The organism is Pseudomonas tensinigenes, assembly GCF_014268445.2.
GTDB classification, from domain to species: Bacteria; Pseudomonadota; Gammaproteobacteria; order Pseudomonadales; family Pseudomonadaceae; genus Aquipseudomonas; species Aquipseudomonas tensinigenes.
The window spans coordinates 1,492,288-1,508,025 of sequence record NZ_CP077089.1 but is presented as its reverse complement, the minus strand read 5'-3'; the positions used below and the strand labels follow the sequence as shown (position 1 = coordinate 1,508,025).

Here is a 15,738-nt window from a genome sequence, read left to right as displayed (position 1 = left end):
CCATCTCGAGCAGGCTCACTCCTACAGTTGGATTGAGTAAATCTGCAAAAAACAGGTCGGCTGTCAGGCCGCCTTCGCGAGCAGGCTCGCTCCTACAGTTGGATTGCGTACATCTGCAAAAAACAGGTCGGCTATCAGGCCGCCTTCGCGAGCAGGCTCGCTCCCACAGAAGAGCAAAGCAAAGCCATGCCTACCACCCGCTCCTCACCACTCAACAGGATGAGCGTTAGCTCGGCTGCAGCTTTTGATCTTAGAGCCCGTCGGCAGGCTGAGTGGAGGGATTGATCCGGGGGTGGGAGCGCAGCGACCGTTCGACGAAGTCGAACACATCGAGAGGAGGTGCAGCGAAGCAAACCGTAGGCGATGCCCCCGGATCGATCCCGGAGCGAAGGAACCCCGAGCCTCAGCGAGGGGCCGAACGTCAGGGCACAGACCTTTGGTTCCTTTGGGGCGTTTGCCAAAGGGACTCGCTGTAAGAGCGAAACCGCCAGCCGCAGCACCCGCAGAAACGGATATCCACCCAAACCCCAAGAACATGGTCGGCCCGAAGGCCGCCACGTCACAACACAATCAAGCGTCCCTACGCACCCGGAACCAAGCCGCATACAACGCCGGCAAAAACAACAACGTCAGCGCAGTCGCAACAATCAACCCACCCATGATCGCCACCGCCATCGGCCCAAAAAACACACTACGTGACAACGGAATCATCGCCAAAACCGCCGCCAGCGCCGTCAACACAATCGGCCGAAAGCGTCGAACCGTAGCCTCGATAATCGCCTGCCAAGGCTTAAGCCCCGAAGCAATATCCTGCTCAATCTGATCCACCAGAATCACCGAATTGCGCATGATCATCCCCGACAACGCAATCGTCCCCAACATCGCCACAAACCCGAACGGCTGACGGAACACCATCAAAAACAGCACCACCCCGATCAACCCCAACGGCGCCGTCAAAAACACCATCGCCGTGCGCGAAAAACTGCGCAACTGCACCATCAGCAACGTCAGCACCACGACAATGAACATCGGCACCCCGGCATTCACCGACTTCTGCCCACGCTCGGAATCCTCCACCGTGCCACCGACATCCAACAGATAACCATCGGGCAACTCGGCGCGAATCGAATCCAGCGTCGGCATGATCTGCTTCACCAACGTCGCCGGCTGCTCCTTGCCATAAATATCCGCCCGCACGGTCACGTTCGGCAGGCGATTGCGGTGCCAGATAATCCCCTCTTCGAAGCCGTATTCCAGCGTGGCAATCTGCGACAACGCCACACTGCGGCCGTTATCCGTCGGCACCGCCAGACTCGGCAACAACGACAATTCAGTGCGCTCATGCACCGTGCCGCGCAGCAGAATCTCGATCAACTCATTGTCTTCGCGGTACTGGCTGACACTCGACCCGGTCAACGAACTCTGCAGGAATTTCGCCAGATTGGCCGTGCTCACACCCAACGCCCGGGCACGATCCTGATCGATATTCAGGTACACGACCTTGCTCGGCTCTTCCCAATCCAGATGCACATTGACCACATGCGGATTCTCGCGAACCTTGGCCGCCACCTTGCGCGCCAACGCGCGGACTTCTTCGATGTGCTCACCAGTGACGCGGAACTGCACCGGATAGCCAACCGGCGGACCGTTCTCCAACCGCGTAACCCGCGAACGCAATGCCGGGAACTGCTCGTTAAGCGTTTCAATCAACCAGCTGCGTAGTGCTTCGCGCTCCTCGATGGTTTTCGCCAACACCACAAACTGCGCGAAGCTCGCCGCCGGCAATTGCTGATCCAGCGGCAGATAGAAACGCGGCGACCCCGTGCCAACATAGGCGACGTAATTATCAATGCCGGCATGCTCCTTGAGCATCGCCTCCAGCCGTTTCACCTCACCGGTGGTATTGGCCAGCGACGCGCCTTCGGCCAGTTTCAGATCGACCATCAACTCCAGTCGATTGGAAGCCGGGAAGAACTGCTGTGGCACGAAGCGGAACAACATCACCGAGGCGATAAACAGCCCGACCGTCAGCACGATCACGGTCTTGCGATGCGCCACGCACCATTCCACCAAGCGCCGAACGCGCTGATAAAACGGCGTGCCATACGGATCAGGCTGGCCATCGCCGGTGCCGTGTTTGACCGCATGAATTTTCGCCAGATCCGGCAGCAGTTTTTCCCCCAGATACGGCACAAACACCACCGCCGCCACCCATGACGCGAGCAACGCGATGGTCACTACCTGAAAGATCGACCGGGTGTATTCGCCAGTGCCGGATTGCGCCGTGGCAATCGGCAAGAACCCGGCGGCAGTGATCAACGTACCGGTGAGCATTGGAAATGCGGTGCTGGTCCAGGCATAACTCGCCGCACGAATACGGTCGAAGCCCTGCTCCATTTTGATCGCCATCATTTCCACAGCAATGATCGCATCGTCCACCAGCAAACCCAGCGCCAGCACCAACGCGCCAAGAGAGATCTTGTGCAGGCCGATGCCGAGGTAATACATACAGGCGAAGGTCATCGCCAGCACCAGCGGAATGGTCAGCGCCACCACCATGCCGGTGCGCACGCCGAGGGAGAAGAAGCTCACCAGCAAGACAATCGCCAGCGCCTCGACCAGTACTTGAACAAACTCGCCGACCCCGGTTTTCACCGCCGCCGGTTGATCGGAAACCTTGCGTAATTGCATACCGGCCGGGAGGTTTTTCTGGATGCGCGAGAACTCTCCTTCCAGCGCTTTACCGAGCACTAGAATGTCGCCGCCATCCTTCATCGCCACGGCGAGACCAATCGCGTCTTCGCCCATGAAGCGCATGCGCGGCGCCGGTGGATCGTTGAAACCGCGACGCACGTCGGCGACATCGGAGATGCGGAACGTACGATCACCGACGCGGATCGGGAAGTTTTTTATCTCCTCGACCGTCTGAAAATTCCCCGAAACCCGTAGCTGCAAGCGCTCGCTACCAGTCTCGAAGAAACCTGCGGTAGAGACCGCGTTCTGCTCTTGCAGCGCCTGTTGCACTGCCGCCAGCGGCAAGCCAAGGGTCGCCAGCTTGACGTTGGACAGCTCGACCCAGATCTTCTCGTCCTGCAAACCGAGCAAGTCGACCTTGCCGACATCCTTGACCCGTTGCAGCTGGATCTGGATGCGGTCGGCGTAATCCTTGAGCACGGCGTAATCGAAACCGTCGCCGGTCAGCGCATAGATATTGCCGAACGTGGTGCCGAATTCATCGTTGAAGAACGGACCCTGAATATCCGGCGGCAAGGTCTGGCGAATATCGCTGACCTTCTTGCGCACCTGATACCAGAGGTCAGGGATTTGCTTGGAATGCATAGAGTCGCGGGCAATGAAGGTGACCTGCGATTCGCCGGGGCGCGAGAACGACACGATGCGTTCGTACTCACCGGTTTCCATCAGTTTCTTTTCGATGCGTTCGGTAACCTGCCGCGAGACTTCCTGCGCGGTCGCACCCGGCCAACGGGTCTGAATCACCATGGCTTTGAAAGTGAACGGCGGGTCTTCGCTCTGGCCGAGTTTGGTGTAGGACAAGGCGCCGACAATCGCCAGCAAAAGCATCAGGAACAGTACGATCTGGCGATTACGCAGCGCCCATTCGGAAAGGTTGAAGCGCATCGGGGCTTACTCCTTGTCCGCCAGATTGACCACACGGTTGGAGCGATCCACCGGACGCACCTGCTGCCCTTCGAGCAACACATGCACACCGGCGGCGACCACCCAGTCGCTGGCGTTCAAGCCCTCAAGCACCGGCACGCTTTTTTCGCCGAACGGGCCGATGCGCACCGGGGTTTTCTTCAAGGTGTTGTTGCCGTTGACGACCCAGACGTAGGTCGCGCCGTTTTCGGCAGTGAGTGCCGAGAGCGGCACCGACAGGGAAACGCTGTCGGCCGACTGCACGAACACACGGGCGCTCTGACCCAGTTCGGCCGGGACTTTGCCGCCGGCGAAGGAGATGCGCGCGGCAAAGGTGCGCGAGCGTGGATCGGCGGCGGGCGACAGTTCGCGGATCTGTCCGGCGAAGCGCTGGTTCTGTTGGGTCCACAGTTCGACGGTCACAGGCTGGCCAACCTTGAAGCGCCCGAAGCTCTGCTCCGGCAGGCTGATCAGCACTTCGCGCTCGCCATCGGTGGCGAGGGTAAACACCGTTTGCCCGGCGGCGACGACCTGCCCCACCTCGACCGAACGCTTGGCCACCACGCCATCCTGCGGCGCACGCAGCACCGCGTAACTGGCCTGATTGGTCGATACGTTGAATTCAGCTTTGATTTGTTTGAGGCGGGCTTCACCAGAGCGGTAAAGGTTTTCGGCATTGTCGTATGCCGAGCGGCTGACCATCTGCCGATCCATCAGGGTCTTGTAGCGATCACGCTCGGCGCGGACCAGATTGAGATTGGCTTCGGCGGCGGCAACCTGGGCGCGGGTGGCTTCCAGTTGCAGGCGCACGTCTTGCGGATCGAGCTCGGCGAGCGGTTGATCAGCCTTCACGCGCTGACCTTCATCGACCAGTCGTCGGCTGACTTTGCCGCCAATGCGGAAGGCCAGATCGGGTTCGTAACGGGCACGTACTTCGCCCGGATAACTTTCCATCGCCTGTGCCGAAGGCTCTGGCTGCACCACCATGGCCGGTCGCACGGTGACTTGCGTCGCCTCTTCCTGACCACACGCTGACAAAAGGAACGCCAGACTCACTGGCAACGCGAGGGACAACGCATGGCGGAACATGGTGACGGACCTTTCGCTAATGGTGCTTGGAATAATTATACTGGCGGGTATGTTATTAATAGCAAACTCACCAGTCCAGTATTAAAAGCGAAGAATGTCGAACAATCTTTCAGCTCCAAACGGTCCGGGCCGCCCCAAGGATCTGGCCAAGCGCCAGGCCATCCTCGACGCGGCGAAAATTCTGTTTCTGAGTCATGGCTACGCCAACACCAGCATGGACGCGGTCGCCAGCGAGGCCGGCGTGTCGAAGCTGACGGTCTACAGCCATTTCAACGACAAGGAGACGCTGTTCTCCGCCGCCGTGGTGGCCAAATGCGAGGAGCAATTACCGCCATTGTTCTTCGAATTGCCCGAAGGCATTGCCGTGGAAAATGTGTTGCTGAACATTGCGCGCGGCTTCCATCACCTGATCAACAGTGATGAATCGGTGAATCTGCACCGCTTGATCATGGCGCTGGGCAGTCAGGACCCGAAGCTGTCACTGATCTTCTTCGAGGCCGGCCCGCAACGCATGGTGCAGGGAATGGAGCGGCTGTTGACGCGCATCCACGAAACCGGCGCGCTGAGCATCGATCTGCCGCGCAATGCCGCCGAGCATTTCTTTTGCCTGATCAAGGGTGCGGGGAATTTTCGCTTGTTGTATGGCTGTGGGGAGCCGTTGACTGAAGAGGCAGCGGAAAGCCATGTGCAGGAAGTTGTAGCGTTGTTTATGCGTGCCTATCGGCCCTGACAGCCTTGCGTTGCTTGGACGAACGCTTTCGCGAGCAGGCTCGCTCCCACAGTTGAAATGCATTCCAAGGTGGGAGCGAGCCTGCTCGCGAATAGCAGCGACTCGGTCTTAGGGTTTTAGCGCTTTCTTCGGGTAGATGTCATACCGGCTCGATTTGCCATCCAGCGCATGACTCGGCTTCGGCCCCTCAATGCACGGCGCCTTGCGCGGCCGCTTGACCACCACCCGGTGCGTCGCTAATGCCAAAGCAGCCTGCAACAGCGCCGGCGCGTCCGAATCATCCCCCACCAATGGCCGGAACAAGCGCATTTCCTTTTTCACCAGCGCGGTCTTCTCGCGATGCGGAAACATCGGGTCGAGGTAGATCACCTGCGGCGGCTCCCCTTCCCAGTTCTGCATCACCTCGATGGAGTTGCCCTTGAGCAATTTCATCCGCGCCACGATCGGCGCCACGTCGAAATCTTCCGCCGCGCGCGCCAGACCATCCTCCAGCAAGGCGCCAATCAGCGGCTGGCGTTCGATCAGACTCATTTCGCAACCGAGGCTCGCCAGCACAAACGCATCCTTGCCCAACCCTGCCGTGGCATCCAGCACGCGCGGGCGCACGCCTTGGGCGATACCGACAGCCTTGGCGATCATCTGCCCGCTGCCACCGCCGTATAGCCGACGATGCGCCGCGCCACCCTCAACAAAGTCGACGCGCACCGGCCCCGGTGCGTCCGAGCCGAGCTGTTGCAGCTGCAAACCCTGCTCGCCGACCTGCAAGGCAAACTCGCCGTCCGCCACTTCAAGCGGCAGGCCCAGACGCTCGGCCCACTGCTCGGCTTGCGCTTCAAACGTCGGGCCGAGGGCCTGAACATGGATGCGGCAGGCCGCGGGTTGCTCAATCATGGAAAACACGCTCAAAAATTCAAGGAGCGGCAAAAACCGCCGATAACTCATTCAACGCGCATTTTGCCAGAGCTGAGCGTCAACCGAAAAAAATGTCAGGCATTCTTCCCACATCGATTGGCTACATCTCGCCCCATGGCGACTTTAGCCGTCACAACACTCAAGCACTGAGCGGCGTCAGTCACCTGTGGCAGGATTTCTTTGCCCAAGCGATGGCCGAACAGACGAGTGAAGTGGTGCCTGCCTGCGGCACGTTTCCGCCGGTTGACCTGAACAGCCCTGAAGAACCGACCATCGGCAGCGAGCTGCACGCGCACATCATCAGCCAGCGCGAATGCGACGTAGTGGAAACCGAAGTGCGTCCGCCAGAGCCGCTGTTCCTGCCGATCGCCGAATTCGAAATGGACTTGCTGGACAAACCATTCCCGCCGTTCCCGCCAGAAGAACTGAAAGCTCAGCAAGAGCAACAGGATTTCGACAGCAGCTGGGTTCGCCCGGTGGTGATCAACAATGGTCAGCCCGTTCCAGAACCAGGCCCGGCCCCGCAGAAGAAACCGCTGTACCTGCCGATTGCCGAATTCGACCTCGACCTGATGCAGAAGCCTTACCCGCCGTTCCCGCCAGAAGAAATCGTCGAGCAACAAAAGGCGCTGGACTTCGATAACGGCTGGGCGCGCCCGATCGTTCTGCAGAACCTGCGCCTCGCCGCTTAAACCTCAGCGACACACGCTCCAGCGCCCGACATCGACATGAAAGTGATTGCGGTGGGCGGCGTTGTAATCCGGACTCAACACCACACTGAACGCCTCGCAGGCGCCATCGCGCACCTGACGCAAAAACTGCGCGTCCTGATTTTGCTTAGGCCAGTCCTTGAGCACGCTGACCGTGCGGCCATCGCCCAGGCGAAACCCGGCGATGTCCAGCGCATCGGCACTGGCATGACGGCTGAGCGCCCCGCTCTCGCGGTTGTAGACGTTGCGGCAGGCAAAGCTGCCGAGGTGATCGAGGCGCACGACCTTCTGCCCGTAAACAGAATGCGCGGTGGGTTGCAGCGTGTGGTGTTCAAACATCGCGTAAGCCACCGCCAATGGGCAACTGGCGAGGAAGCTACTGCTCAAAGCCACCTCACCGCCCTGCACACGCATGGCGCCGATCAGCGGACACTTGGCGTCGGGGCTGTCGGATTGCCGCGTGACACGAAGATCCGAGCTGCTCAACGCCTGGGTGCAGAGTTCAGGATCACTGCGCAAACGCATCAGTTTGTAGCCGGTCAGCCAGTTGGGCGCGGCTTTCACGTCCAGCGGTGCCCACGGATTCCACTGCGGTGGGACTTCAAGCCAACCGCGCCAGACACTGACCGCAGCGCCGCCAATCAGCAGCAGCACCAGCCAGAATATCCACCGCCCCATGTTCAGCCTTTGAAAAACTGATTGGCTTTGGCGTACGGCATCGACTGCGAGGTAAAGCCGAATGTGCCCGATTGCTGGATCTCTTCAGCGGCGCGGAAGAACTCGCCGAACGCCGCCAACGCCAATGCCGAACCGGTACTGATGCGGCGCACGCCCATTTCCTCCAGCTCCTGCACGGTCAGTTTCAAGCCGCCAGACATCAGCACGTTGACTGGTTTCGGCGCCACCGCGCGCACCACCGCCAGCACTTCTTCGGCGTTGCGCAAACCTGGCGCGTACAGCACGTCGGCGCCTGCTTCGGCGAAGGCCTGCAAGCGGCGAATGGTGTCGTTGATATCGGGATTGCCGTGCAGGTAGTTTTCCGCGCGGGCAGTCAGGATGAAGGGGAATGGCAGCGTGCGCACAGCTGCGACGGCGGCTTCGATACGTGCCACAGCGTGTTCGAAGCAATAGATCGGCGCATCCGCGCGGCCCGTCGCGTCTTCGATCGAACCGCCGACCGCGCCCGCCTCGGCTGCGCGAATCAGGCTTTTCGCGGCCTCGGCTGGATCATCGGAAAAACCGTTTTCCAGATCCACCGCCACCGGCAAATCGGTGGCCGCGACAATCGCGCGGACATTGGCCAGGGTCTCGTCGAGGCTTAACCCACCATCGGCCTTACCCTGAGAAAACGCATAACCGGCGCTGGTGGTCGCCAACGCCTGATAACCGAGACTGGCGAGCATTTTCGCCGAACCGGCATCCCACGGATTGGGAATGACGAAAATCCCCGGACGTTCATGCAGGGCTTTGAAGGCGTGTGCTTTAACGGCTTGGGCATCCATCGGCAGGCTCCTGGACAGGATAAAAATCCGCTTCAGAGCAGGCCAAGTTGCTCCGCGGCGGGTTCTCTGTATAGCTCAGGCAGCGCTGGCAGGCCAGGCAAACGTTGCATCAGTTGTGCGTGAAAACGTTGCGCCAGCTTCGCCGCGAGGAGATTGTCGGCGGTGTGCAGGAAGATGTACGGCGTGCGGCCCTCTTCGATCCACTCGGCGATTTTCGCCACCCACGGCACCAGGAACGGGTCGTTGGCCTCAAGCTCGGGATGGCCTATGAAGCGCACTTGCGGGAACTGGGTGAACGCCGCCGGGCGTGTCGGCACGCGCGGTTTTTTCGATTGCGCGTGGATCACCGAAGACTCGGTCGACAGGCAGCTGAACAGCGCACGCGGATCAAGGCAAATGCGCTCGACACCACGATCCAGCAGCAGACGATTGAGCAAACGTTCGCTCTCACCCTTGGCGAAGAACTGTTCATGCCGTACTTCCACCGCCAGCGGGCAATCCAGCGCATCGATGAATGCCGCCAGTTCCGGCAATCGGTGTGGCGTGAAGCTCTTCGACAATTGCAGCCACATCGGCGAGACGCGCTCACCGAGCGGCTTGAGTAATTGCAGGAAGGTTTCAGCGGCGGTCAGGTGCTCGCGCAGATCACCGCTGTGGCTGATGTCGCCGGGGAATTTGGCGGTGAAGCGAAAGTGTTCAGGCATCACCTCAGCCCAACGCTGCACCGTGGCGGGCGACGGGCTGGCGTAGAAGGTCGTGTTGCCTTCAACGGCGTTGAACACCTGGGAATAGAGACCGAGAAAATCGGAGGTTTTGGCGTCTACCGGGTACAGATACTCGCGCCAAGCGTTTTCGCTCCAGGACGGGCAACCGAGGTAGTAAGGCAGATCCATCAGATGTACAGATCGAGGCCCAGCACGTCTGCATCCCAATCGACAAAACCGGCGGTGCTCAGGTAGCTGGCCAAGGCCATCGCTACGCTTTTTTTCATCGCACGGTGGTAGATCATGTCTTGTTGGCGGGCGGGCAGATTGCTCAGGCGTTGCGCGGCAGCTTTGGCGGCAGCACGGGCAGCCAGTTGCTCTTCAGTCGGAAATTCGATCTCACCGTCGATATCGTCGACGGACTCATCCACAGTCACATGGCCTTTGCGAGGCTTGCGCTTGATGGGGTAGGACTGAGAGGAAAGGCCGTCTATACGCATAAATTCATGCTCGGTATCGATGATGGCAATTTAGCGGCACTTGACCGACTTAGCAAACCGCCGAGTGATAACTAGAACACATAAAGCGCAAAAGGTTTAAAACGCGGGGTTAGAAACTGACGATTGGTGTCGTCGGCAGAAAGCTATTCGCGAGCAGGCTCGCTCCCACAAGGACGGCGCTGTACCTGTGGGAGCGAGCCTGCTCGCGAAAGTGGCAATTCGGTATCGAGTGAATCAGCGGGCTTTCGGGGTGGCGACTTTATCGCGCAGGTAAACCGGTTGCGCGTCATCCGCCGGGATCGACTCGCCGCGTTCCCAGGCAAAACGCGCCAGCGTCAGCAGGTCTTCGGCGTGGGGCAACATGCCTGCGTCGGATCCCGTCAGATTGACCGCGATACGCTCGCCATAACCCCAACCGGTACCGGCACCAAACCAGTCGCCACTGGCATCGGCCGGCAGCGCTGCGACTTCCGGCGGCAACACCGCTTCGGCACCGACCAGACGCATCTCCCCCGCCGTCTCGCGGTAGCAGCCCCAATACACTTCATCCATCCGCGCATCGATGGCCGCCGCGACCTGGCTCACGCCATGTTCACGCAACGCACGCTGCGCCAGCACTGCGAGGTTGGACACCGGCAACACCGGACGATCCAGCGCAAACGCCAGCCCCTGCACCACACCAATGGCAATCCGCACCCCGGTAAACGCACCCGGCCCGCGACCGAAAGCAATCGCATCGACCGCTTGCAACGTGGTGCCGGCGTCGGCCAGCAATTGCTGGATCATCGGCAGCAGCTTCTGCGCGTGCAGGCGTGGGATCACCTCGTAATGGCTCGTGACCTTGCCGTCATGCAGCAAGGCAACGGAGCAAGCTTCAGTCGCGGTGTCCAGGGCCAGCAAGGTGCTCATCGATGTTTCCAAAACAGGGGAGGGAAAAAGTGCGTCAGTATAAACAACTACGGCCCGCAAGCGGGCCGTGGATGATGCTGCGGTTCAGACTTTTCAGCTCAGCGCGGCCAGCACCTTGGCGGTGATCGCATCGACCGAACCAACGCCCGGGATGTGGCTGTACTTCGGCTTGCCAGCGTTTTTGGCGGACAGGCTCTGATAGAACTCCACCAGCGGCTTGGTCTGCGAGTGGTAGACCGACAGGCGATGACGCACGGTTTCTTCGGTGTCGTCCTTGCGCTGTACCAGCTCTTCGCCGGTGATGTCGTCTTTGCCCGCGATTTTCGGCGGGTTGTAGACGATGTGGTAAACGCGGCCGCTGGCTTCGTGAACACGACGGCCGGCGATGCGTTGAACGATTTCTTCGTCTTCAACAGCGATTTCAACCACAGCATCCAGCTCGACGCCGGCAGTTACCAACGCTTCAGCCTGCGGAATGGTGCGCGGGAAGCCGTCGAACAGGAAACCATTGGCGCAGTCTGGCTGAGCGATACGGTCCTGAACCAGTGCGATGATCAGGTCATCCGACACCAGGCCGCCGGCATCCATGATGCTCTTGGCTTGCACGCCCAGCGGAGTACCGGCCTTGACCGCTGCACGCAGCATGTCGCCGGTGGAAATTTGTGGAATGCCGAATTTTTCGGTGATGAACTTAGCCTGAGTACCTTTACCGGCCCCGGGAGCTCCCAGCAGAATGACGCGCATTAGATGTGCTCCTCAATTTTTTTATAAAAAGCTTTTACAAAACAAAGGATTCGCCGCTTGGGACGAATCCTGAAAATACGGGTCGTGGCCGCACAAACGGCCAAAGGCTGATCAAGATACACAGCAGGCTGCGCCCACACAAGACGCCAAAAGTCGGAGAAACCGACGCCCCCTGCGACCTTGCGACGCGGTAACCCAAGTCGCAACCCCATCATTAACTGTCGCCTGGCGGCACTTTCCGCCATCAGGCAAAGCGGCATCCGGTACGTGTTCCGGAAGCCGCGTGCCCAGACAAAAACCTTAGCCGGTATTTCGCAAACCGGCGGCAATCCCCGCCACAGACACCAGCAATGCCTGTTCCACCGGGCTGCCCTGCTCGACATCCTGCTGCCGCGAGCGGGCCAGCAGTTCGGCCTGCAATAGATGCAGCGGGTCGAGGTAGGTGTTACGCAGACGGATGAATTCAAGGGTGTCAGGGCTATGTGCCAGCAGCTGCGACTGGCCAGTCAGGCCGAGCACCACTGCGCACGCCTGCGACAATAGGTCGCGCAACTGCGCGCCCAATGGCAGCAAGTCCGCCTCGACGAGACGCTGATCGTAGGACAGCGCGATATCCGCGTCAGCCTTGGCCAGGACCATTTCGAGCATGTCGATACGGGTACGGAAGAACGGCCACTGCTCGCGCATCTGCCCGAGCAACTTGCCTTCGCCGCGCTCCAGCGCTTTGCTCAGCGCCGACTCCCAACCCAGCCACGCTGGCAGCATCAGCCGCGTTTGCGTCCAGCCGAAGATCCACGGGATCGCTCGCAGGCTTTCTATCCCGCCCGCGCGACGCTTGGCCGGGCGACTACCGAGCGGTAAACGCCCCAGTTCCTGCTCCGGCGTGGACTGGCGGAAGTACTCGACGAATTGCGGATTTTCCCGCACGACCTGGCGATAAGCGCTGACACCGTCCGCCGCCAATTCATCCATCAGATGGCGCCATTCCGGTGTCGGTGGCGGCGGTGGCAACAACGTTGCTTCAAGCACCGCCGCCAGATACAGGTTGAGATTTTGCTCGGCGATGTCCGGCAGGCCGAATTTGAATCGAATCATTTCGCCCTGCTCGGTGGTGCGGAAACGCCCGGCCACCGAACCCGGTGGCTGCGACAGAATCGCCGCGTGCGCCGGGCCACCGCCACGACCAACAGTACCGCCGCGACCGTGGAACAGGAGTAGTTCGACTTGCTGCTCGCGGCAGATCTCCACCAGGCGTTCCTGTGCACGATATTGCGCCCAGGCCGCCGCCGTGGTGCCGGCGTCCTTGGCCGAATCGGAGTAGCCGATCATCACTTCCTGCGGGCCTTGCAGCCGTGCGCGGTAACCCGGCAGCAGCAACAACCGCTCCATCACCGGCCCGGCGTTGTCGAGGTCGGCGAGGGTTTCGAACAGCGGCACCACACGCATCGGCCGCAACACGCCGGACTCTTTGAGCAGCAGTTGCACGGCGAGCACATCGGAAGCGGCGCCGGCCATGGAGATCACGTAGGAGCCGAGCGAAGCGCCCGGTGCTGCGGCAATTTCCTTGCAGGTGTTGAGCACTTCGGCGGTGTCGGCGGACGGTTTGAAATGTGCCGGCAGCAATGGCCGACGGTTGTTCAGCTCGCGGGTCAGGAAGGTGATGCGCTGCTCTTCGTCCCAGTCTTCATAGCGACCGAGACCGAGGTAATCAGTGATTTCAGTCATCGCCGAACTGTGCCGCGAGGAATCCTGCCGCACATCGAGGCGCACGAGGAACAGGCCGAAGGTCACCGCACGACGCAAGCAATCGAGCAACGGGCCGTCTGCAATCACGCCCATGCCGCATTCGTGCAGCGAGTTGAAACACAGCTCCAGCGGATCAAGCAGATCGCGGTTGTTGTGCAGCACATCGGCCGGCGCCGGGGTTGGCGCAGTCAGCGCAGCGTGTGCCCAGTTGCGCGTCGCGCGCAGGCGTTCGCGCAATTGTTTGAGCACCGCGCGATACGGCTCGGCGCTGTCGCCAGCCTTGGCCTTCAGGGCATCGCTGGCCTGCTGCATCGACAGTTCGGCCGCCAGGTGATCAACATCGCGCAGGTACAAATCGGCGGCCATCCAGCGCGCCAGCAGCAACACTTCGCGGGTCACTGCGGCGGTGACGTTGGGGTTGCCGTCACGGTCGCCGCCCATCCACGACGCGAAGCGAATCGGTGCCGCTTCCAAGGGCAGACGCAGGCCGGTCGCTTCATGCAAGGCCTTGTCGGCCTTGCGCATATGGTTGGGGATCGCCTGCCACAGCGAATGCTCGATCACCGCGAAACCCCACTTGGCTTCGTCGACTGGCGTCGGTCGTGTGCGGCGGATTTCTTCGGTGTGCCAGGCTTCGGCGATCAACCGTTGCAGAGTGTTTTGAATCTGTTCGCGTTCGGCGCTGGTCAGGTCGCGATGATCCTGCGCAGCGAGTTGCCCGGCGATCGCGTCGTACTTCTGAATCAGCGTGCGTCGCGCGACTTCGGTCGGGTGCGCAGTCAGCACCAGTTCGATTTCCAGGCGCGCCAGTTGCCGGGCCAGCGATTCGGCGCTGTGGCCTTCGTTACGCAAACGCGCGAGCAATTCCGGCAGCACGCGGGATTCGAACGGCGCCGGCTGCGACTCTTCGCGCCGATGGATCAACTGATACTGCTCGGCGATGTTCGCCAGGTTGAGAAACTGGTTGAACGCCCGCGCCACCGGGAGCAATTCGTCTTCGCTCAATTGATTGAGGCTGGCGCTCAGTTCGGCGTCCATCGAACCACGCCGATCGGCCTTGGCGCCCTTGCGGATCTGCTCGATCTTGTCGAGGAAGGCCTCGCCGTATTGATCTCGAATGGTGTTGCCCAGCAGCTCTCCGAGCAGGTGAACGTCTTCGCGCAAGCGTGCATCAATATCGGTCATCAGCAATTCCCCAGCAGTAATCCGGACGGCTTAGAAACAAGTGCATGACCTAGAGAGTGCCGCTCTACGACGCTTCTTACAAGCAGCCGACCAAGGGACTTTAAACCTTACTGACAAAAGCTAGTCTCAACAGTAAGCCGTACAACGGCTTGCCGCCGGCGCTGCCGGACACTCACCCAGGCCTGCCATGAGCAGGCGCGAAATGAGGTCATCATGAAAATTCGTGAACTCGCCCAGCATTGGGAAGAAAACGCCAAGGGTCGCCTGACCGACACTGGCTACACGATCCATCTGGACGTCGAAGCCGCTGCGCGTCTGGCAGCGATTGCCGAGATGTACCCGAAACGGCATGCCGAAGAACTGCTCGGCGAACTGATTGGCGCAGCCCTTGAAGAGTTTGAAGCGAGCCTGCCGTATGTGAAGGGCTCGACGGTGGTGGCGACCGATGAGGAAGGTGATCCGTTGTATGAGGATGTCGGGCCGACGCCGCGGTTTCTGGCGTTGTCGCGCCGGCATTTGCATGACCTCTCGGCCACTGCCGGCAAGCAAAAACACTGACACAACCTAGATCAAACTGTAGGAGTGAGCCTGCTCGCGATAGCGTTTTTTCATTCAACATTTTTGTTGTCTGATACGACGCCATCGCGAGCAGGCTCACTCCTACAGGAATCGTATTTCAAGCTGAAAATCGATGTGTTTTCGGCGTCTTGAAACCCCGCGCGTACCACTCTCTGCCGCCAAAGTTCCCGCTCTAGAGCCTTGTCCATTCGGTCAAAGTTTTTTTTGGCGATTAGCCATCTTTTCTGAACTTTTGAAAAATCCCGCCGGTCGGAACCTGTAACCACGCCTGGAACGAGCGTTTCAAAAACGCGCTTTCACACGTCGCTTGCGGCTCCTCGACCAGGATGGATTCAGATGTTTTCAGGAGATGCCTAATGGAGTTGAAGACCATGAAAAACCAAACCTCGTTTACCCACCTGCGCGGTCTGAAACTGGCTGCTCTGGCGATCGGCACCAGCTTCGTACTGGCCGGTTGCGCCGGTAACCCACCGACCGAGCAATACGCCGTGACCCAATCGGCCGTGAACAGCGCAGTCAGCGCCGGCGGTACCGAGTTCGCTGCGGTTGAGATGAAGCAGGCGCAGGACAAGCTGAAGCAAGCCGAAATCGCCATGCACGACAAGAAGTATGACGAGGCTCGCACCCTGTCCGAGCAAGCCGAGTGGGACGCTCGCGTCGCCGAACGCAAGGCTCAGGCAGCCAAGGCTGAACAAGCCGTGAAGGATTCCCAGAAAGGTGTTCAGGAACTGCGTCAGGAAAGTCAGCGCACCGTGCAGTAAGCGCGCATCC

14 protein-coding genes are annotated in these 15,738 nt (G+C 60.2%); 4 read left to right on the top strand and 10 right to left on the bottom strand.

Annotated elements, in window-relative coordinates:
* Positions 1 to 570 precede the first annotated feature (570 nt).
* Positions 571 to 3,639 carry an efflux RND transporter permease subunit gene (locus HU718_RS06520; protein ID WP_186612474.1) on the bottom strand — a complete coding sequence of 1,023 codons (3,069 nt, stop codon included), beginning with the start codon at positions 3,637 to 3,639 and terminating at the stop codon, positions 571 to 573.
* A 6-nt stretch (positions 3,640 to 3,645) separates the two neighbouring features.
* Entirely contained in the window at positions 3,646 to 4,746 is a 1,101-nt protein-coding gene (locus HU718_RS06515; protein ID WP_102900552.1) for an efflux RND transporter periplasmic adaptor subunit, read from the bottom strand.
* A gap of 94 nt (positions 4,747 to 4,840) precedes the next feature.
* Here HU718_RS06515 and HU718_RS06510 point away from each other — a divergent pair, with 94 nt between their 5' ends.
* Positions 4,841 to 5,476, top strand: a complete 636-nt coding sequence (locus HU718_RS06510; protein ID WP_095119312.1) for a TetR/AcrR family transcriptional regulator — start codon at positions 4,841 to 4,843, stop codon at positions 5,474 to 5,476.
* Between the two features lie 108 nt (positions 5,477 to 5,584).
* Here the strand turns inward: HU718_RS06510 and HU718_RS06505 are convergent, their stop codons facing one another.
* Positions 5,585 to 6,367: a class I SAM-dependent methyltransferase gene (locus HU718_RS06505; RefSeq protein ID WP_189683820.1), complete on the bottom strand. Its 783-nt coding sequence runs from the start codon at positions 6,365 to 6,367 to the stop codon at positions 5,585 to 5,587.
* Positions 6,368 to 6,459: 92 nt separating this feature from the next.
* Between HU718_RS06505 and HU718_RS06500 the strand changes: the two genes are divergently transcribed.
* Complete coding sequence (locus tag HU718_RS06500) at positions 6,460 to 7,080, top strand: energy transducer TonB (RefSeq protein WP_186612472.1); 621 nt, start codon at positions 6,460 to 6,462, stop codon at positions 7,078 to 7,080.
* Positions 7,081 to 7,083: 3 nt separating this feature from the next.
* Here the strand turns inward: HU718_RS06500 and HU718_RS06495 are convergent, their stop codons facing one another.
* The 7 genes from HU718_RS06495 to ppc form a co-directional block, all read right to left on the bottom strand.
* A complete protein-coding gene (locus HU718_RS06495) occupies positions 7,084 to 7,776 on the bottom strand; it encodes an extensin-like domain-containing protein (protein WP_186612470.1) in 693 nt (230 codons plus the stop codon).
* Between the two features lie 2 nt (positions 7,777 to 7,778).
* Positions 7,779 to 8,600 carry an isocitrate lyase/PEP mutase family protein gene (locus HU718_RS06490; RefSeq protein WP_186612468.1) on the bottom strand — a complete coding sequence of 274 codons (822 nt, stop codon included), beginning with the start codon at positions 8,598 to 8,600 and terminating at the stop codon, positions 7,779 to 7,781.
* A gap of 32 nt (positions 8,601 to 8,632) precedes the next feature.
* Positions 8,633 to 9,493 carry a DUF72 domain-containing protein gene (locus HU718_RS06485; protein WP_186612465.1) on the bottom strand — a complete coding sequence of 287 codons (861 nt, stop codon included), beginning with the start codon at positions 9,491 to 9,493 and terminating at the stop codon, positions 8,633 to 8,635.
* The gene (locus tag HU718_RS06480; RefSeq protein ID WP_102900558.1) at positions 9,493 to 9,804 is read right to left on the bottom strand and encodes a hypothetical protein; all 312 of its coding nucleotides are present in this window, start codon (positions 9,802 to 9,804) and stop codon (positions 9,493 to 9,495) included. Before HU718_RS06480 ends, HU718_RS06485 begins: the two co-directional genes overlap by 1 nt.
* A 234-nt stretch (positions 9,805 to 10,038) precedes the next feature.
* Positions 10,039 to 10,713 (bottom strand): tRNA (adenosine(37)-N6)-threonylcarbamoyltransferase complex dimerization subunit type 1 TsaB, encoded by a 675-nt coding sequence (gene tsaB / locus HU718_RS06475; protein WP_150706061.1) that lies wholly within the window; start codon positions 10,711 to 10,713, stop codon positions 10,039 to 10,041.
* A gap of 93 nt (positions 10,714 to 10,806) precedes the next feature.
* Positions 10,807 to 11,457: an adenylate kinase gene (adk, locus tag HU718_RS06470; RefSeq protein WP_008078383.1), complete on the bottom strand. Its 651-nt coding sequence runs from the start codon at positions 11,455 to 11,457 to the stop codon at positions 10,807 to 10,809.
* A 300-nt stretch (positions 11,458 to 11,757) separates the two neighbouring features.
* Positions 11,758 to 14,388, bottom strand: coding sequence for a phosphoenolpyruvate carboxylase (ppc, locus tag HU718_RS06465; RefSeq protein WP_186612463.1), 2,631 nt, complete (start codon positions 14,386 to 14,388; stop codon positions 11,758 to 11,760).
* Positions 14,389 to 14,601: 213 nt separating this feature from the next.
* Here ppc and HU718_RS06460 point away from each other — a divergent pair, with 213 nt between their 5' ends.
* Together HU718_RS06460 and HU718_RS06455 are read left to right on the top strand one after the other, a co-directional pair.
* Complete coding sequence (locus HU718_RS06460) at positions 14,602 to 14,946, top strand: hypothetical protein (protein WP_038357825.1); 345 nt, start codon at positions 14,602 to 14,604, stop codon at positions 14,944 to 14,946.
* A gap of 377 nt (positions 14,947 to 15,323) precedes the next feature.
* The gene (locus HU718_RS06455) at positions 15,324 to 15,728 is read left to right on the top strand and encodes a DUF4398 domain-containing protein (protein ID WP_034154861.1); all 405 of its coding nucleotides are present in this window, start codon (positions 15,324 to 15,326) and stop codon (positions 15,726 to 15,728) included.
* The last annotated feature ends 10 nt before the right edge of the window (positions 15,729 to 15,738 follow it).